Source organism: Acinetobacter sp. CIP 102136 (genome assembly GCF_000369685.1).
Lineage (GTDB): Bacteria > Pseudomonadota > Gammaproteobacteria > Pseudomonadales > Moraxellaceae > Acinetobacter > Acinetobacter fasciculus.
In genome coordinates, this window is record NZ_KB850141.1 from 247,141 (window position 1) to 265,347 (window position 18,207).

General features: G+C 46.9%; 10 protein-coding genes. 6 read left to right on the forward strand and 4 right to left on the reverse strand.

The genetic code is table 11. The features are described from left to right. Positions 1-9 precede the first annotated feature (9 nt). The 3 genes from F893_RS04050 to F893_RS04060 form a co-directional block, all read right to left on the reverse strand. A complete protein-coding gene (locus F893_RS04050) occupies positions 10-687 on the reverse strand; it encodes a ubiquinone biosynthesis accessory factor UbiJ (protein WP_005102869.1) in 678 nt (225 codons plus the stop codon). Positions 688-699: 12 nt separating this feature from the next. After that, entirely contained in the window at positions 700-1,644 is a 945-nt protein-coding gene (gene ubiE, locus F893_RS04055; RefSeq protein WP_004647333.1) for a bifunctional demethylmenaquinone methyltransferase/2-methoxy-6-polyprenyl-1,4-benzoquinol methylase UbiE, read from the reverse strand. 146 nt (positions 1,645-1,790) lie between these two features. Then, positions 1,791-2,495, reverse strand: a complete 705-nt coding sequence (locus F893_RS04060) for a DUF8198 family protein (protein ID WP_004647334.1) — start codon at positions 2,493-2,495, stop codon at positions 1,791-1,793. A gap of 205 nt (positions 2,496-2,700) precedes the next feature. Between F893_RS04060 and F893_RS04065 the strand changes: the two genes are divergently transcribed. Beyond that, a complete protein-coding gene (locus tag F893_RS04065; RefSeq protein WP_004729341.1) occupies positions 2,701-4,119 on the forward strand; it encodes a polyphosphate:AMP phosphotransferase in 1,419 nt (472 codons plus the stop codon). Positions 4,120-4,173: 54 nt separating this feature from the next. Here F893_RS04065 and F893_RS04070 read toward each other — a convergent pair whose 3' ends face one another. Next, the gene (locus tag F893_RS04070; RefSeq protein ID WP_004278581.1) at positions 4,174-4,674 is read right to left on the reverse strand and encodes a hypothetical protein; all 501 of its coding nucleotides are present in this window, start codon (positions 4,672-4,674) and stop codon (positions 4,174-4,176) included. Positions 4,675-4,851: 177 nt separating this feature from the next. On the opposite strand from F893_RS04070, the gene F893_RS04075 reads away from it, so the two are divergent. The 5 genes from F893_RS04075 (at position 4,852) to pnp (ending at position 18,050) form a co-directional block, all read left to right on the forward strand. Then, positions 4,852-8,556, forward strand: a complete 3,705-nt coding sequence (locus F893_RS04075; RefSeq protein ID WP_005250483.1) for an exodeoxyribonuclease V subunit gamma — start codon at positions 4,852-4,854, stop codon at positions 8,554-8,556. 4 nt (positions 8,557-8,560) lie between these two features. Then, entirely contained in the window at positions 8,561-12,685 is a 4,125-nt protein-coding gene (locus F893_RS04080; protein WP_005250484.1) for a UvrD-helicase domain-containing protein, read from the forward strand. Between the two features lie 71 nt (positions 12,686-12,756). Continuing rightward, a complete protein-coding gene (gene recD, locus F893_RS04085) occupies positions 12,757-14,538 on the forward strand; it encodes an exodeoxyribonuclease V subunit alpha (RefSeq protein WP_005250485.1) in 1,782 nt (593 codons plus the stop codon). An 894-nt stretch (positions 14,539-15,432) separates the two neighbouring features. Further along, the gene (rpsO, locus tag F893_RS04090; protein WP_004278577.1) at positions 15,433-15,702 is read left to right on the forward strand and encodes a 30S ribosomal protein S15; all 270 of its coding nucleotides are present in this window, start codon (positions 15,433-15,435) and stop codon (positions 15,700-15,702) included. Between the two features lie 260 nt (positions 15,703-15,962). After that, positions 15,963-18,050 carry a polyribonucleotide nucleotidyltransferase gene (gene pnp / locus F893_RS04095; protein ID WP_016806862.1) on the forward strand — a complete coding sequence of 696 codons (2,088 nt, stop codon included), beginning with the start codon at positions 15,963-15,965 and terminating at the stop codon, positions 18,048-18,050. Positions 18,051-18,207 lie beyond the last annotated feature (157 nt).

The window sequence follows — 18,207 nt, forward strand, 5'->3', positions numbered from 1 at the left end:
GCTGTGTACCTAGTCTTGAGTAGAATTGTTGGAGGCATCAATTTGAGCCTGAAGCTGATGGATTTTTGCTTCAACCCGATCTAAATTTTGATTCAGGATACGGGTGTCCTGATTCAGGTCATCCATTTGCCAGCGGGGGGCAAACAGACCGCTGTCTTCTTTTAAGGCATCTTCGGCAAAAAATAATTGACTTTGCAGGGTGCGTTTTAGCTGCTTGGGCAGCAGTTGCAATTTACCAATTTCATGTGCCAGTGTCGGGCTAACCCAAGGGCTTAAGTGCGCCGCCAGATCCAGTTCCGCCTGTTGCATGATGCGCTGGATTTCCTGCAATAACTTGTAGTCGCCTTGTAGGGGGATATTACCGACTTCATCGGAAAGCAGCAGCTTGAGTAATTCCACCACATTGCTGACCTGCAAGGTTGCGGTCGCTTCGGTGACTGTCAAGGAACTTGCGTCAAATGGACGTTGTTCAAAGACTGAAGGTGTTTCGGTATGACCGGTTGCCGTTGGTTCCAGACGAACTTTACCTTCATCAAAAAACACATCAACCGAAAGCTGCGGCGAGGCGATTACCACCCGCAGCATTTTACCGGACAGGGCATTCAGCTGGATGCGGGTAATGGCATCCAGATCAATCACATGATGAATCACGCGTTCAATAGCACCGAGTGCCAGAATTGACCACATAGGCAAGGAACCTTAAAGTTTGAAACCGCGGTGAACTGCAACAATCCCGCCAGTCAGGTTGTGATAGTCACAATTCTGGAAGCCGGCATTTTCCATCATGCCTTTCAGGGTGCGCTGGTCCGGATGCATACGAATCGATTCAGCCAGGTATTTATAGCTTTCTGCATCATTGGCAATGATTTTGCCCATGATTGGCAATGCCGTGAACGAATAAAGGTCATACAGCTTAGAGAATGGCTCAAACACTGGTTTAGAAAATTCTAGAACCAGTAAACGGCCACCTGGCTTAAGGACGCGGTACATTGCAGCAAGTGCAGCATCTTTATCGGTCACGTTACGCAGACCAAAAGAAATCGTTAAAAGATCGAAGCTGTTGTCTGCAAATGGTTCTAAGGTTTCGGCATTGGCCAGAACGAAATCGACATTGGTACAGCCCGCATCAATCAGACGGTCACGACCGACATTCAGCATCGATTCGTTAATATCAGACAGTACCACATGACCTGTCGGACCAACTTCACGGCTAAAGACTTTAGCCAAGTCGCCAGTACCACCCGCGATATCCAGCACATGCTGGCCACGGCGTACACCTGACATATTGATTGCAAAACGCTTCCACAGGCGATGAATACCAAAAGACATCAAGTCATTCATGATGTCGTATTTGCTCGCTACAGAGTGGAACACTTCTGCGACTTTCTGGGCTTTTTCTTCGCTGTTTACAGTTTGATAGCCGAAGTGCGTGGTTGAGCCGACGTTACCCGTATTGGCACCGCGTGGCAGATTATATTTGGGCACAGTACCCGTCACAGGCGTGTCAGTCAGACGTTGTTCTAAAGATTGTTGCTGACCTTGCGGGGTGCCTTGTGGAAGGGGTTCAGTTAAGAATGGGCTCACTTTGTCTGTCTGTTGTGCCGACTCGGGGGTAGGGGTAGGCGTTGTATTTTCATTCGACATTGGAGTCACTCCTAACATATCAATCGGGTTAATCTTGCATTGTCTGCATCATGACAGATTCTAAAGGCTTATTCAGCAATCATGATGCAATTGTTATGAATAATATACAGAAAAATTCACGCTTGGCAGAAATACTCATCGGGTATTTACTGAAATGGTAGCGGATCGCCAGAATGTACTTTCTCGATAATCTGGCGTTCGGTGGCAGTGAACGTGCGTACAAATTTTTCTGCCGATTTGAGTGGCTTCATGGCCAGAAAACCATCCTGCATAAATTCATACATTACCTGAAAGTTATATTTATTCGCCGCGCCCTTACACATTTTAAAGGCGGTATAGACCACAAATGAACGCATGTATTTATCCAGACTCATACCGAGCTGATCCAGCAGAGCCAACTGTTTCAGGCGTGCTTCACCCTGATCCAGCTTCAAATAGGTCAGGCGCATCATCTCGTCAGTTAGCGGTTCATGTGGATGATAATCCTGTAATAACTGAATCGCGACCTGTTCATCCAGTTGTACCGCCAGAATAGCCAGCTCTACGCCTGAGGTGCCGGTTTTAATGGCATTTTCCGGAATAACTTTTTCTGCTTTATGCGCATATTTCATCAGCCGGGCAATCTGTTCTGCCAGCGCATCAAAGTCAGCACCGCCGTAGAGACGGTTCAGGAAATATTCGGACATCAACAGGTTTTGTTTTTCAGCAAAATGGGCGCGATGGGTGCGCTGCATGCGGACTTTCTGCCAGGCCTGCACATCCTGTAAACGGCTTAAAATGTCAGGCCGGGTGTGATAAGCCAGTTGATAATAATGCGCTAACAGATCATCGAGTACGGCAAGTTTGGACATGAGGCTTCAATTATGATTGGAGGATGCAAGAATCTTAGAGGCTGCCGGACAATCCTGCTATGACAAATTGAACAGAGATCGGGCATTTGTATGTCAATCTGTTGTTTAAATGGCCAATTTAATCGTGTGAAAAACGTTGCCAGAGCTATTTTTGCGCTGAAACTCCTCGCTATACTGCAAACAGAATAAAAGATCAGGGTTGAAGATGCGTATGGAACAACCACAATTTCAGTTAATGGATGAAGATCAGCTGTCTGTCGAGCTGATTGATGCCCAATATAATTTAAAAAAGACCCGGGGCCAGAAAAATGCCAAAAGTCTGGTGATTCTGGTGAATGGCATTGAACTGGCCGGCAAGGGTGAAGCGGTTAAACAGTTACGTGAATGGGTCGATCCGCGCTATTTGCGTGTGAAAGCCGATAAGCCTCAGCTAGCCGGCCCGAAGCAGACCTTGTGGCAACCTTATGCACGTTTTATTCCTGCCGAAGGCCAGATCATGGTGCTGTTTGGTAACTGGTACAGTGATCTGCTTGGCAGTGCCATGCAAGCTGAAAGCCCGCTGAGTGATGCACAGTTTGATGAATATCTGCAAGAGATGCAGGCCTTTGAACAGGACCTGAAAAATAACCATGTCGATGTGATCAAGGTCTGGTTTGACCTGTCCTGGAAAGTCTTGCAAAAACGTCTGGATGCCATGGATCCGAGTGAAACTCACTGGCATCAACTGCATGGTCTGGACTGGCGCAATCGCAAAGAATATGACACCTTGCAGCGCCTGCGTCAGCGCTTTACCGAGGACTGGTTCATTATTGATGGCGAAGATGAGCAGCAGCGCGACCAGCAATTTGCCCAGTATATCCTGAGTGCCTTGAAACATTGTCCGGATCATCCCGCCAGAGCCAAGGGAAGATGGAAACAGGCCAAGATTCCCGAGCAGTTAAAACATCCTTCCAAGACTCAAGCCCAGCCAGAAGATTACAAACCGGAACTAAAAAAATTAACCGCGAAGGTCGCCAAAGCCATGCGTTCCGATTCGCGTAATGTGGTAATTCTGTTTGAGGGCATGGATGCTGCTGGCAAGGGCGGCGCGATCAAGCGGATTGTCAAAAAACTGGATCCACGTGAATATGAAATTCATACCATTGCCGCACCAGAAAAATATGAGCTGAGCCGTCCTTATTTATGGCGCTTCTGGACCAAGCTGCAAACCGATGATGATATCTGCATTTTTGACCGTTCCTGGTATGGTCGGGTATTGGTAGAACGGGTAGAAGGGTTTTCTAGTCCGGTAGAATGGCAGCGAGCTTATGCGGAAATTAACCGTTTTGAACAGAGCCTGGTCAAGCATCAAACGGTGATTGTGAAAATCTGGCTGGCCATTTCTAAAGAGGAACAGGCAGCACGGTTCAAGGCGCGTGAAGATACACCGCATAAGCGTTTTAAAATTACTGAAGAAGACTGGCGTAACCGGGAGCGCTGGGACGATTATCTGAAAGCGGCAGCCGATATGTTTGAACATACTTCGACCGAGGAAGCGCCTTGGCACATTATCGCGTCTGATGATAAACATACCGCACGGGTCGAAGTATTAAAGGCTATTTTAAAACAGCTTCAGGCAGAATAATCTGCCTGAAGTAAGAGTATCTAGAGGGCTGCAAAAATTCAGCTCACCCGGATTTTAACCTTGCGCCACCTGTTTTTGCTGGATATTTTTAGCTGCACGGTAGCATTCCTCTACATGTGCTTCAGCAATCTTTTTCATGACAAAATAGCCCAGACTTGCCGCCACCAGTTGGCCGCCCAGCGGAATGAATTTTGTGACTTGCTTTGTGATCACTTTCGCTGCAACATTGTTCAAAGATTTTTTAACTGCCGTACGTGCGACCACCAGACCAGAAAATTCTACGCCGCGTTTACGCAACTCATTCCAGTGCACCTGACGGGTTTTTGGATCATAGACACTGATCTGGTCAGGCGCCAGGCCGAAGCGGGCATTGATCTCGGGAATCAATTGCGACAAGATACCGATATCAATGACCACGTCCATAAACGGCACTGGAATAACCGCAGCACCGGCAGAATAATAGGCGCGTTTTTTGGTGAGTTCCAGGCACTCGGCGCGGATTTGTTCTAAATCTAGGCTCGGATCGAGACGTTCAGGAATTTTATCTAATTTCATGGGCACTACCTAAGCTCTATGTTGTTTTTTTCTATTCAAGCATCTTTAAGATGCTTTTTTCAAAGAAATTTTTCGACTGAAGTGTGGTTTTAAAGTGTCATAGAGCGCTCGGGATGTATAGTAAATAATCTTTATCGTTTTGTAGTAAAAACCACATTCAGCAGTTCAGGGGAACCAATGGCCATTCATGTTATTCAGAGTCAACGTATTGATGTGCTTTTGGATAGTATGCTGCGTATTGTCAACCAGACTGCCCGGAATCCATTTGAGGTGTTACAAACCCGGCACTTTATTGTGCCATCTCCGGCAGTAGAAACTTGGCTGACCCAGAAAATTGCCGAGAAAAAAGGCATTAGCGCCAATACCCAGTTTCATCACCGGATTCGCGCCTTTCAATGGACTTCCTATCAGTGGGTATTGAATGCGCCTAAAGAAGTGGAGCAGGTCCGTGAAGCCAATATTCCGCGCATTATCATCAAATGGCGCGTGTTTCAGGCGCTACGAAAATGCATTCTGCCTGAACAGATTCCTTTAGACGTCGATCATCCGCTGTATTCTATTGTGAAGCGGATTTATGACAGTGCTGACCGGCTGGAGCAGGGTACAGAGAAGCAGCTGAAAAAACAGAGCATGCTGTACTGGGTAGCCGAGCAGGTGTCGCGTTTGTTTAGCCATTATATGGATTATCGCGGTTATTGCGCGCGTAACTGTCCTCCAAACAACTGTGGTTGTCCGAGTAACTGGTTAGAGTCCTGGGGGCAGGATATTGCGCTCGATATCGAGCAAATGATCTATAGCCCCAAAGATGAAAATGGTCATGAGATGCAGGTGGCGGATTTTGTCAAGATTCAGGCGCGTGAACTGGAAGCTTGGCAACGCTGGTTGTGGCAGCATGTATTTCAGGATGATTATGCCAAAATCCTGGAGATTGAACGCCTGTATTGGGAGCGGCTGGAGAATGCAGAAACCCGCGCCCAGGCTCTAAAACGACTACCGGCCCAGATTGTGGTATTTAGCCTGCTGGAACTGCCACCCAGCCAGCTGGATTTTTTACGCCGTTTGGGGCAATACATTGATATCTATATTTTTCACTTCAACCCCTCGCAGGAATACTGGGCCGACAGTGTCGATCCGGACTGGAAAGCCAGGTTTGATTTGCAGCGGGAAGAGCGCTTTATTCAGCGTTTTGAAAAGACCCGTCAACGTAAACCGAATGATGCGGAAATAAAAGACTTCAGGATCAAGCAGCTGAACTTTAATGCCGAAGACCGGGAATCGCGGCATCCGCTCCTGACCCGATTCGGCAAGCAGGCACGGGATCATTTTTCTCTACTCTCTAAACTGTCTTCGGGGGAAGAGGGTCTCTGGGCCGATGTCTTTGTCGATGAATATCAGGACAGGCTGCTGGCCAAAATCCAGTCGGATATCCTGTATTTATTGGAACCTGAACAGCATCAATATGCTTTAAGCCCTGATGATGAGTCGGTACAGATTCATGTCTGTCATTCTTCATTACGTCAGCTGGAAGTCCTCAAAGAACAGCTGATTCACTGGCTGGCTCAAGATACGAATGACGTGCCGCGTCAGCCGAGTGATATTCTGGTGTTGACGCCAAGTTTGAAAGAACTCGAACCGGCAATTCGTAGTGTCTTTGCGCCACCACCGCGTGAGCGCGAAACCGGCAGCAAACGCCTGCAGAAAGATAACCTGTATTTACCGATCCAGATTGCCGGGGTGTCGCGTCTGGATGTCAGTAATGCCTGGCGCGCGGTACTGGGCCGGATTCAGTGGGTACGGCGCCGTTTCAGTATTGAGGACTTCGCCGACTGGCTCAGCCTGAATGCCACCCAGCAGTATTATGGTCTGGACTATAGTCAGGTAGAACGGATGTTGCAGTTGCTGACAGATGCTGGCTTCAAGCGTGGACTGGACCAGCAGCATTTACAGCAAAGCCTGAGCGCAGGCGATGAGGATTACCGGTTTAGCTTTAAATTCGCGCTGGACCGTCTGGCGTTGGGTCTGGCGATTCCTGAACATACCCTATTTCAGGATACCTTGAGTTATGCCAAGGTTCTGACCAGTGATTTTCCCTTGATATCCACCCTGATCCGGATTTATCAGGATCTGGTAGAGCGCCGTGACTGGCTGACTTTGCATGAAACCGGACAGCGCACGCCAGTCAAAACCTGGCTGGAATATCTGCGCGCCGATCTGAACGAGTTCCGTGATGCTGGCGTGGAATCGCTCAAAACCGTTGCCGAGATTATCGACAAGCAAATGCGGATGCTGACCTTGGCCGATTATCATGACCAGGATGATCCTCATGCCAGTCAGGAACTGGTGGCACTCAGTCTGCCTCTGCCTTATGTGCTGGAAGAAATTCAGAATACCCTGGAGATGCAGCTGGATCAGGCCGAACCGACCGGACAGATTACTTTTAGCCAGATTGGTCAGATCCGGCCATTGCCTTATAAACTGGTGGTGATGCTGAATCTGGATAGCGGTAAATTTCCGAGCCGTAATCAACAGGTTCCGTTTGACCTGATGCGCAGCCTGAAGCCGCAACTCGGTGACCGTTCCCGTCTGGATGACGAGCAGGGCGCCTTTCTGGATGCCTTGCTGCTGGCACAGGAAAATCTATGGCTGTTCTATAATGGCTTTGATCTGGAGGATGGTGAGGCTCGCGATCCATCCACTGCCTTGCAGGAACTGGTTCAACATATCGCGCTGATCTGCCAGTCTGAACAGCCGGATGTCGAAGTCGATCCGATGGTGGATATTCATGGTCTATCGGTCGCTCAACATATCCAGCAGCTTTATCATGTACATCCCTTGCAGCCTTTTGATCCGGCCGGATTCGCAGATATGCAGACACCACGTTATCAGGATCAGTGGTTTGCAGTGGCAGAATATATCCGCAGCGCCGAAGGCAAACGCAGCAGCTGGATTAATGCACATTATCCGGCACTAGAACAAAAAGAAATCCGGGTACTCAAAGGTGATGAATGGATCCGCGATATGATTTTCCCGGCACGTCTATTCCTGAAAAGTGTCGGGGTTTCCACGATTCGCTATGCCGATTTGCCGAGTTCCCGGGAACCCTTATTATTGAACAAGCTGGAACAGTATCAGGTGCGGGATTTCCTGTTACAACAAGAGCAGGAGATTGAGCCAAACCTGATGCTAGACCGTTTGCCGGTGGGCAAAACCCAGCAAGCCACCTGGCTGGGCAGCCAGCAGGAACAGCAGTTATTGCAAGAACGTTTGCTACAGTTGGGCAAAGAACTGACGCCAGTCACCCAACAATCCCTGCAGTTCAGTCCTGAACTGATCATTCATATAAACGTGCCTCAGGTTCCACACAGCAGCTACTGGCTGAGTATGCAATCCTCTTCGGCCTCGGAAAAACGCCGTGCCCAGATCTGGCTGGAGTATCTGCTATGGCTGGCTTACTTGAATGACGATGCACGCTCACCAGAACTGGAGCGCATTGTCATTTTCAGTAATAAAACCCTGAAGTTTTCTGGCTTGAGTTCGAGCAAGGCACATGAGTATTTGCAGCTCTGGTTAAAGGCCTGGGAAATTGGTCAACAGCAGCCGCTGGTCTTGCCGGCAGAATTACTGATGAAAAAAGAGTGGCAGTGGGCCGAGAATGAACAGGGTAAAATGACTATTGTGGAAATGCCGGAATTGCTAAAGGCCTGGAACAACAGCTATGAGAGTGTCAAACCTTTGGCTTCGGATGAATCCAGTCTGCTGCATCAAGACTGGCAATTTATTTTGCAGGATCAGGATCCGGATCTGGCCTTGCAAAACTGCTGTCATGATTTTGCCCATGGCCTGTATGCGCCGATTCATCAACATCTGGAATGGGTGAAATAGCCGTATGACTTTCTTAAAGCAGCAGACGCAAACAGCCATTTCTACCAATCCGATTCAGGACATGAAGTTTCGGGGCCTACACTGGATTGAAGCCTCGGCAGGCACCGGCAAGACCTATACGCTATCCAGTCTGATGGTGCGGATTTTTCTGGACCAGTATTATCCGCATCAGGTGATTGCGACGACATTTACCCGTAAGGCCACGGCTGAACTGAAAAACCGGGTACGGCTTCGCGTCGAGGAAACGCTGGCTTATATCCAGCGTCATCAGCAGCTCAATTCAGTTGAAATCGCAGCAAAAATCCAGAATGAAACCGATCCTTTATTTCAGCAGGTACTGAAAGATTATGGTTCACGGCTGGATTATGCCCGTCGCCGTTTACGTCTGGTGCTAAACCAGCTGGATGAACTGTTTGTCGGCACCCTGGACAGCTTTAGCCAGAAACTGTTACGTGAATTTGCCTTTGAAAGTGGCAAGATTGAACGTGCAGAACTGACCGAAGATCAGGATCTGTATATTCAGCAGCTGATTCATGATGTGCTGCGTGACTGGATTCAGCAGCAGCCGCAATATATGGTCAATCATCTGTATGTTCAAAATCTGCTGAAACCGGTGGAGCATTATACCGGGCTGGTGCGTGATGCCCTGAATTTCAGCAAGCAGCATTTCCGCAAGATCGAACTGGCTGAATGTGACCTGAACAAATTGGAAGCCTGCATCAGTCAATTAGTGAGTATTCAGGAGCATGATCTTGCCGTCATGCGGCGTTATTGTCAGGAAAGTCCGAAGTATTTTCACAAGAGTTTTTTGACCAAGTTAACCGAAATTTGTGAAAACTTTATGACCTGGAGCGCAGCCCTGAAAAATCAGGGTGGCATGAGTTTCTTTGATGCTGAATTGCAGCCGATTTTACTGAATCTGTGCCATTTGCGCCGCAAGAAAACCGATTTCCAGCCGACCACTCAGGTCTTTAACAAAAGCTGTCCGGATGCAGAGCAGCAGCTGATTTTGCAACATCGTCTGATCGTGGCAATTGATGCGCTGTGTGAGGTCAAACAGTATCTGGATGAGCAGCTGCAACAGCTTACGACCTATCTGGAATTTCATATTATTCAAAGTGTGCAGACCCGTTTGCCACAAACCTTGCAGCAGCAGGGTGAAACCACTTTTTCCCAGCAAATTCGTACATTGGCGGAAGCATTGCAAGGCCAGCAGGGACAGCGTTTTGCCCAGTTTGTACAGGCACGTTATCCGCTGATTCTGGTCGATGAATTTCAGGACACCAATCAGGATCAGGATGATTTGCTGGCCAAGATCTGGCGTGATGCCAACCGGGTGCAGTCCGGCTGCATGATTATGGTCGGTGATCCGAAACAGGCAATTTACGGTTTCCGTGGCGGCGATATGCTCACCTATAACAAGGCACATGCCGATGTGTTGCATAAACAGGGCCGCGAATATACCCTGATGCAGAACCATCGGTCAGTCAAACCACTCGTAGAAGTGGTTGATGCGCTGTTCCAGCGGCAAATGGATTTTGGCGAACAGGTGCAGTACACCTTGATTCAGGCCGGTAGTCGCCCGCATCCAGATCTGGTCGATATGGGCAGGATCAACCCGCAGCCTTTACGATGGATTCAGCTAGGTGAATCGGACCTGGAGGCAGACCAGGTGGCCTGGAAAATCCGTGCATTGCTGAATCAGTCTGCCCAGCAGCAACTGTACTTTCAGCAGCAAGAGCATCAGCAAAGCCTGAGCGCAGATGATATTGCCGTGTTGGGATTTGGGCATTTTGCTCTGGAACAGGTGAAGCAGCGTCTGCAGCGTATGGGCATTCCCTCCTATAAAGAATCCAAACAGAGCGTGTTTGCCAGTACCATCGCTCAGGATGTCGCGGCCGTATTGACGGCGATTATGGATCCTTTCAATGAGGCCAAGGTCAAGCGGGCTTTACTAACCCGTCTGCTGGGCTTCAATCTGAAAAAACTGATTGATTTGCAAAGCCAGAGTGAAGGCCTCAGTCGCTATATTGCGGATCTGGATATAATTCGGGAAATGTGGTTTGAGAAAGGCTTTTTGACCGCCTGGAATTATGCACTGAACCTGTTTCAGGTCTGGACCAATCTGGTGGCCAGTCAAAGTCTGGACAATGAGCGGGTGGTGGTCAATCTGCGCCATCTGACCGAGATGCTGAGCCAGCAGAGTGAATATTATCAGGGGGCGCAAAAACTCTATCACTGGTATTTGCGCCAGCTTCAGTCACCTTCAGGCAAGGACAGCGAAAAAGAACGCAAGCTGTCTGGGGATCATGGGGTGCAGCTGATGACCATTCATGCCTCCAAAGGGCTGGAATTTAAAGTGGTGTTTTTATTGGGAGCAGATGCTGCTTTTGATGTGAATAAAGGCAATCTGAATTTTTCCCTGTCTGCGCCTGAACAGGACAACATCCTGGAACAATCCCGGGTGATTGCAGTGAATCACAAGAATTTACATGAGCAGGCGATTCTGCAGAATGCAGCGCGTAATGCTGCCGAAAACCACCGACTCTGGTATGTGGCGCTGACCCGTGCCAGTCACCGGGTATATGCCATGCTGCAGGACCAGAACGCACAGTCTGATTCCGGGCTGGCCTTCTGGCGTGGTCAGGGAGATCAACTGTTTCAACATGCTTTAAGTCTGGTCGAGCCGCCTCTGTCTCAGGAGCCACCGCGCCTGGTCGAGCAGTCGAACCATCATCAGGTCGACATGCGGGCGCAACCTTTGCCAGAGCGGCAGTTTTATCCGCGAACCAAAACCAGTTTTACGGCTTTGTCACAGCATCAGCTACATGGACATATCTTGCAGGACGATCTGGTCACGGCTTATGAACAGCCCGACAGTGCTGCCGATGAAATTCATTTTACCGGTCTGGAAGAACAGCCAGCAGCTGTGCCTTTAGACTGGATTAGGCTGAATTTTCCTAAAGGCACCGTAGCCGGAACATTCTTGCACAGCATTTTTGAACATATTGATTTTCAGGACAGCAGTTACTGGAATCTGGAAATCCGGCGCCGTTTTAAAAATACCGCACCGCAAATCTGGCAGGAAATGAAAGAAAAATTTGAACAGGCTTTTCATATACGTAGTGTACTGGAACAGGCTTTTTTCCCACATTATCAGACAGCAGTGGTGAATTTGCGCACCCTGTTTCAGGTAGCAGCTCAGACAGATTTCAAAGCCGAGGAATTGCGTCAGAGTATGCAGCGCGTATTGTCCAGCCTGAACTATAAGTTATTGACCGGAATTCGCCTGCATGATCAAAGTGAAGCTTATCGTCAGCAATGGCAGCAGCTGTTTCACTCGGCACAGCAGCTCGAGCGTTCGGCTCTGTTGGAATTTTTAAATCAGTTTCAGGTGTATTTCGATGGGCTGGAGGATGACGCCTTTATCCAGTTTTTTGAACAGGAAATAGCTCAGCTCATACGCTCTGCAAGCACTGAATCGCTGAATGTGGACAGTATTTTCCAGACGGCTTTTGAGGGATTGCTGGACGAGATCACAGAAGATATTTTGCTGAACCTGATGCATGACTGGGTGCGTGATATTCTTATTACCCCGATTCAGGCAGATTTTGCGTTGGCACAGCTGGAGGCTAAACAGTATCTGTCAGAATTTCCTTTTTATCTGTCCTTGACCGATGCTCCTTTGCAGATTCGGCAAATCCATCAGCTTTTTCTCGAACATGACATGATCATGAGCGATTTTAATGAGGCCAAATCGGCGCGGTATTTGACCGGTTCCATCGATCTGGTGTATTTCGATGGCCAGCGCTACCAGATTGCCGATTATAAAAGTAACTTCCTCGGACCTGATCAGCAGCACTATAGTGCTGAGGCGATTCAGCAGAATATGAGCCAGTCCAGTTACTGGTTGCAGGCCGCTCTGTATCTGGTGGCACTGCATCGGTACCTGAGTGCCAATATGCAGGGTTATTCGATTCAGCAGCACTTGGGCGGCGCAACCTATCTGTATTTGCGCGGGATGAATGGACAGGTACAGCAAGGAGTCTATCATTGGCAACCGGACTCTGAATTCATAGAAAAACTGGATCAAATATTGGGCTATTTTGAGCAGAAAAAATCAGCTTAATTTTGCAGTTTTATAAAATATATAGAGATTAAACAGAAAATTATCCTGTGGATAACTTTGAGGATAACTGTGTGGAAAATGAGCAGAATCACGTGTCACAGCAAGACTCCAATTTAATGGCTTGGATTGACTATCTGTGTCAGCCGCCGTTTAGTACGGCTACATTTGATCCGGCAGCAAAAATCTTGATCGAGCAATTGCTTGAAGCGATGCAGGCGGGGGATAGCTGTATCGAAGTTGATCCTCGGCAGGTTGTCTTATTACACAATCTGGTTCTAGACCGCCGTCAGCAAAGTACAGGAATTGCGCCGTTTATTTTTGCAGATCAGCATTTATATTTGTACCGCTACTGGCAGCTAGAGCAGGAGGTAGCCGCACATATTGCACGAATTAAAACCCAGCCGGTTGCCGCCATTCATTTATCTGAACGTGATCGCAGCCTATTGTCAGATCCACAGCAGCAAAAAGCCCTGCATATGGTGGCGCAGCAAGCCTTAAGCATTATTACCGGCGGTCCGGGGACTGGTAAAACCTATACGCTGGCACATATGATTGCGGTGCTATATGAAGCCTTGCCGCATATACGGATCGCTATGGCAGCGCCTACGGGAAAGGCTGCACAGCGAATGAAAGAAGCACTGCAAAAAGCCTTGCACAGTGAAGCGTTACAACAGTTTGAGCTAGAAGCATTAAAACAGTTGCAACCGGTGACCCTGCATCGCTTACTAGGTTTGGGTACTCGCGGACAGCCACGCTTTCATGCCAAACAGCCTTTGCCTTATGATGTGATCGTGGTCGACGAAGCCTCGATGCTGGATTTAAACCTGTCACAGATGTTACTGGCCTCCGTACCGTCTCATGCACGGCTGATTTTACTCGGTGATGCAGATCAGCTGGCCTCTGTGGATGTGGGAACGGTATTGGCAGATTTACAGCAAGTAGCGACTCTGGAAGATAACCGGGTCAATTTAATCACCACGCGGCGTTTTGCGCCTGGAGCCAGGATTGGCGCAATGGCGGAGTTTATCCAGCAGAATCATCAGCCTTCTCACGTCTTGCAGAAATTTGAGCAGCAGATTGTGGCAGCCAGTGAGTTACAGGCGATCGATTTGGATCAGGTGAAGATCGACCAGTTGCAGTTACAATACCTGCTCGCTGGTGCCGAACAGACCGCGCATAATTTGAATCAGTATTATGACCAGCTGATGTATGGTTATCAGGCTTATGTACAGGCCATAAAAACAGAACGAAACTCAGCTGATTTTGAACACTATGTGCAACAGGTGGTCAAAACTTTTGATGATTACCGTATTTTAACGGCCATCCGTTCTGGTGATCTGGGGTTGCTCAAGATCAATCTACAGATTGAACAACGTTTTTTAGCAGCCCAAGGTCAGTTGAAACAGGGCGACTGGTATGTCGGACGACCCGTCATGATGAGCTATAACGACTATCAGTTGGGCCTGTCCAATGGTGATATTGGTATCTGTTTTTTACGTGAGCAATCTGGTCAACGTCAGTTTGAAGTGTATTTCCCGAGTCTGGAAAAATGGGTATTAGCCACCCGTTTACCTAAAAGTATTGAAACCGCTTTTGCGCTGACCATTCATAAATCTCAAGGTTCAGAATTTTCCCATACGGCAGTGGTGCTGGATCAATATGCAAAAAATTTATTGAGCAAAGAGTTGATTTATACTGCAATTACTCGAGCCAAAAAAGTGGTCAGTTTATTGGTAGATTATGATGCTTTTACACAAGCACTTTGTGTTAAAACTACCCGGAAAAGTGGTTTGAGCCAAAAAATCATTGAACAATCTAGTAATTTAATTGGCAAAAATAATCAAATCTTGTAGGTAAAAGCTTACAAGGATTCAGGAAATTGACGCATAGAGCTTTTGCTCGGTTTTTGAGAAGATTGGTTCTACAAAATAACTCAACACGGAAAGTTGAGCATAATCGCATAATGATAATAATAATGTCGGTAGACAGCGAACTTACAGTGAAGTAAGTGAAAGAGGAAACTTACAGCCGCTAAGCCTTGTAGTTTTGGGAGAGACTACAAGGCTTTTTTATATCCTGATTTTTTTATAGGAAGCTTGCTGGATTTTTATCCTAATTTCTTAGCAAAAATTTTCAGCCCTAGCCAGTAAACTTAAGTAAATAGCGTTAAATAAAACGAGAGCTATGTAACATTATGCAAATTTTCACCCTGTGATGTAAGAAATGGCTTACAGCAAAATGAGGCAAATACCTCTAGTTGTCTGGTGGGAATATGGCAAAATCTACCACACAAGGAAGATGATTTTTCAACAGGATGTTTGAAAATAATAATAAGCGTAAAACGCCATAATAATACAATAAATAATAATGATAAGAGAAAGAACTACAGCGCCAAAAAGCCCGAGTTTACTCGGGCTTTTTTTTATCCATTTTCTATGGGGAGTAGCTGAAGATTCAAGCGAGCTAAAGGGTTTGCGGGCTTTTCAAAGGAGTTTCTATATTTAATTTATTCTGGATTTATTTCATTAAAATAATGCAAAACCTGAATCTTTAAGGAACAAGAGTCATCGGATCTGAGCTGTATCAATGAGCAACCAAAACCATGCAAAAATCTGGATCTATTTTTGCAATTTGATGCGTTTTCCCTTAAAATATGCAACTTGCTGTAGTGATGCACGGCAGTCAAGGTTTTGAATTCTCATCACTTTGATTTTTATCAAAATATACAAGCATCTCGGAGAAATCGAATGGCTTTAACTAACGCAGATCGCGCAGAGATCATGGCTAAATTCGCTCGCGCTGAAAACGACACTGGTTCACCAGAAGTTCAAGTAGCTCTTTTAACTGCTCAAATCAATGACTTACAAGGTCACTTCAAAGAGCACAAACACGACCACCATAGCCGTCGCGGTCTAATCCGTATGGTTAACCAACGTCGTAAACTACTTGACTACCTTAACGGTAAAGACCACGGTCGTTATGTAGCATTGATCGGTGCTTTAGGTTTACGTCGTTAATTCGATTTAAACTTTATTTTCGGGTGTATTGCATGCTTTGTGCTGTATTACTGAAAACTAAAGTCGGCTTAGCTTTGCGCTGAGCCAGTGGAAGGGGCGAATGTTTCGCTCCTTCTTTGTGTTTAAAAATAGTATTTAATCTGGTGAGGTCGGCTTCTAAGCTTTGTCATTTACTCGTCCATATGGTCATGAATGCCAAACCTTAGGGGTCTCCACTAGAATAATTGTTCACAAGAACTAGGAAAAAATAAAACATGTCAATGTTTAATATTATTCGTAAAGAATTCCAATTCGGTCAGCACAACGTTATCCTGGAAACAGGTCGTGTTGCCCGTCAGGCAAATACTGTTGTGATCACCATGGGCGGCGTACAAGTACTTGTTGCTGTTGTGGCACAGCCTAAAGCAAAAGCAGGTCAAGACTTCTTCCCATTGACTGTGAACTATCAAGAAAAGCAATATGCTGCTGGTCGTATCCCGGGTGGTTATGGCAAGCGTGAAGGCCGTCAGTCTGAAGCTGAAACTTTGATTTCACGTCTGATTGACCGTCCAATTCGTCCGTTGTTCCCAGAAGGTTACTTCAACGAAATTCAAGTTACAGCTACTGTTATTTCTTCTGACAAAACCATGGATGCTGACATTGCTGCAATGTTAGGTACTTCAGCTGCATTGTCTATCGCTGGTACACCTTTCCGTGGTCCGATTGGTGGCGCGCGCGTTGGTTTAATCAACGGTGAATACATCCTGAACCCAAACCTTGAACAACTTAAAGAGTCTGATCTTGATCTTGTTGTTGCGGGTACGGAATCTGCAGTATTGATGGTTGAATCTGAAGCGAAAGAGCTTTCAGAAGACCAAATGCTGGGCGCTGTATTGTTCGGTCATGACGAAATGCAAATTGCGATCCAGGCGATCAAAGAATTTGCTGCAGCTGCAGGCGCGGTTGAGTCAACTTGGGTTGCTCCAGTTAAAAACGAAGAACTTCTTGGTAAATTGAAAGAAGCATTCGAAGCGAAAATCTCTGAAGCTTACACGATTGCAGTGAAACAAGACCGTTATGCGGCACTTGACGCGCTTTATGCAGAAGCAGTTGCACAGTTCGTTCCTGAAAATGACGAAACTGGCATTGCAGAAGAAGTAAATGAGCTGTTCGAAGACCTTAAATACCGTACCGTACGTGACAACATCCTGTCTGGTAAGCCACGTATTGATGGTCGTGATACCAAAACTGTTCGTGCAATCGACGTACAAGTAGGCGTTCTAGATCGTGCTCATGGTTCTGCATTGTTCACACGTGGTGAAACTCAAGCCTTGGTCACAACGACTTTGGGTAATACACGTGATGCGTTGATGGTTGATACTCTTGCAGGTACCAAAACTGACAACTTCATGTTGCACTACAACTTCCCTGCATACTCTGTAGGTGAAACGGGTCGTGAATCTGGTCCTAAGCGTCGTGAAATCGGTCACGGTCGTCTGGCACGTCGTGGTGTTCAAGCTGTACTTCCTGCGGCTGACCGCTTCCCATACGTGATCCGTATCGTATCTGACATCACTGAATCTAACGGTTCATCTTCAATGGCGTCTGTATGTGGTGCTTCATTATCATTGATGGATGCTGGTGTTCCACTTAAAGCACCAGTTGCAGGTATTGCGATGGGTCTAGTGAAAGAAGGCGAGCGTTTCGCAGTTCTTTCTGACATCCTGGGTGATGAAGATCACTTGGGCGACATGGACTTTAAAGTAGCTGGTTCTGCAAACGGTATTACTGCGCTACAAATGGACATCAAGATCGAAGGTATCACTGAAGAGATCATGGAATCTGCATTGAATCAGGCTTATGCGGGTCGTATGCACATCTTGAATGAGATGAACCAAGTGATTTCACGTGCGCGTCCTGAAATTTCGATGCACGCACCGACATTCCAGGTGATCAACATTAACCCGGATAAAATCCGTGATGTGATCGGTAAAGGCGGCGCGACCATTCGTGCAATTACTGAAGAAACTAAAGCAGCGATCGATATCGAAGATAACGGTACAGTTCGCGTATTTGGTGAAACTAAAGCGGCTGCGCAAGCTGCAGTTGCCAAGATCCAGGCACTTACTGCTGAAATCGAGCCAGGTACAATTTATACAGGTAAAGTGATTCGTATCGTTGAATTCGGTGCGTTCGTAAATATCCTGCCAGGTACTGATGGCTTGCTTCACATCTCTCAAATCTCAAACGAACGTATTGCGAACGTGGCAGATGTATTGAAAGAAGGTCAAGAAGTGAAAGTACAGGTTGCGGATGTTGATAACCGTGGCCGTATCAAATTGACGATGAAAGACATCGAACAAGTTTAATTCTTAAAATATTCACATGGGAAAACTCATGTGAATAACAACAAAAAAGCCCTGAGATTGGTCAAAGTGTTTACTTTGGCTGGCTCAGGGCTTTTTTTATGCCTTCAATAAGATTCTGCTACGCAAATAAAGACTGATTGGATTGCTTAAGTCTTCG

What these genes read in the sequence shown, in the direction of transcription:
- ubiE (WP_004647333.1), bottom strand. Translation starts at nt 1,644, where the DNA reads ATGTCGAATGAAAATACAACGCCTACCCCTACCCCCGAGTCGGCACAA.
- pnp (WP_016806862.1), top strand. Translation starts at nt 15,963, where the DNA reads ATGTTTAATATTATTCGTAAAGAATTCCAATTCGGTCAGCACAACGTT.
- F893_RS04060 (WP_004647334.1), bottom strand. Translation starts at nt 2,495, where the DNA reads ATGTCCAAACTTGCCGTACTCGATGATCTGTTAGCGCATTATTATCAA.
- F893_RS04050 (WP_005102869.1), bottom strand. Translation starts at nt 687, where the DNA reads ATGTGGTCAATTCTGGCACTCGGTGCTATTGAACGCGTGATTCATCAT.
- rpsO (WP_004278577.1), top strand. Translation starts at nt 15,433, where the DNA reads ATGGCTTTAACTAACGCAGATCGCGCAGAGATCATGGCTAAATTCGCT.
- F893_RS04080 (WP_005250484.1), top strand. Translation starts at nt 8,561, where the DNA reads ATGACTTTCTTAAAGCAGCAGACGCAAACAGCCATTTCTACCAATCCG.
- F893_RS04070 (WP_004278581.1), bottom strand. Translation starts at nt 4,674, where the DNA reads ATGAAATTAGATAAAATTCCTGAACGTCTCGATCCGAGCCTAGATTTA.
- F893_RS04075 (WP_005250483.1), top strand. Translation starts at nt 4,852, where the DNA reads ATGGCCATTCATGTTATTCAGAGTCAACGTATTGATGTGCTTTTGGAT.
- F893_RS04065 (WP_004729341.1), top strand. Translation starts at nt 2,701, where the DNA reads ATGCGTATGGAACAACCACAATTTCAGTTAATGGATGAAGATCAGCTG.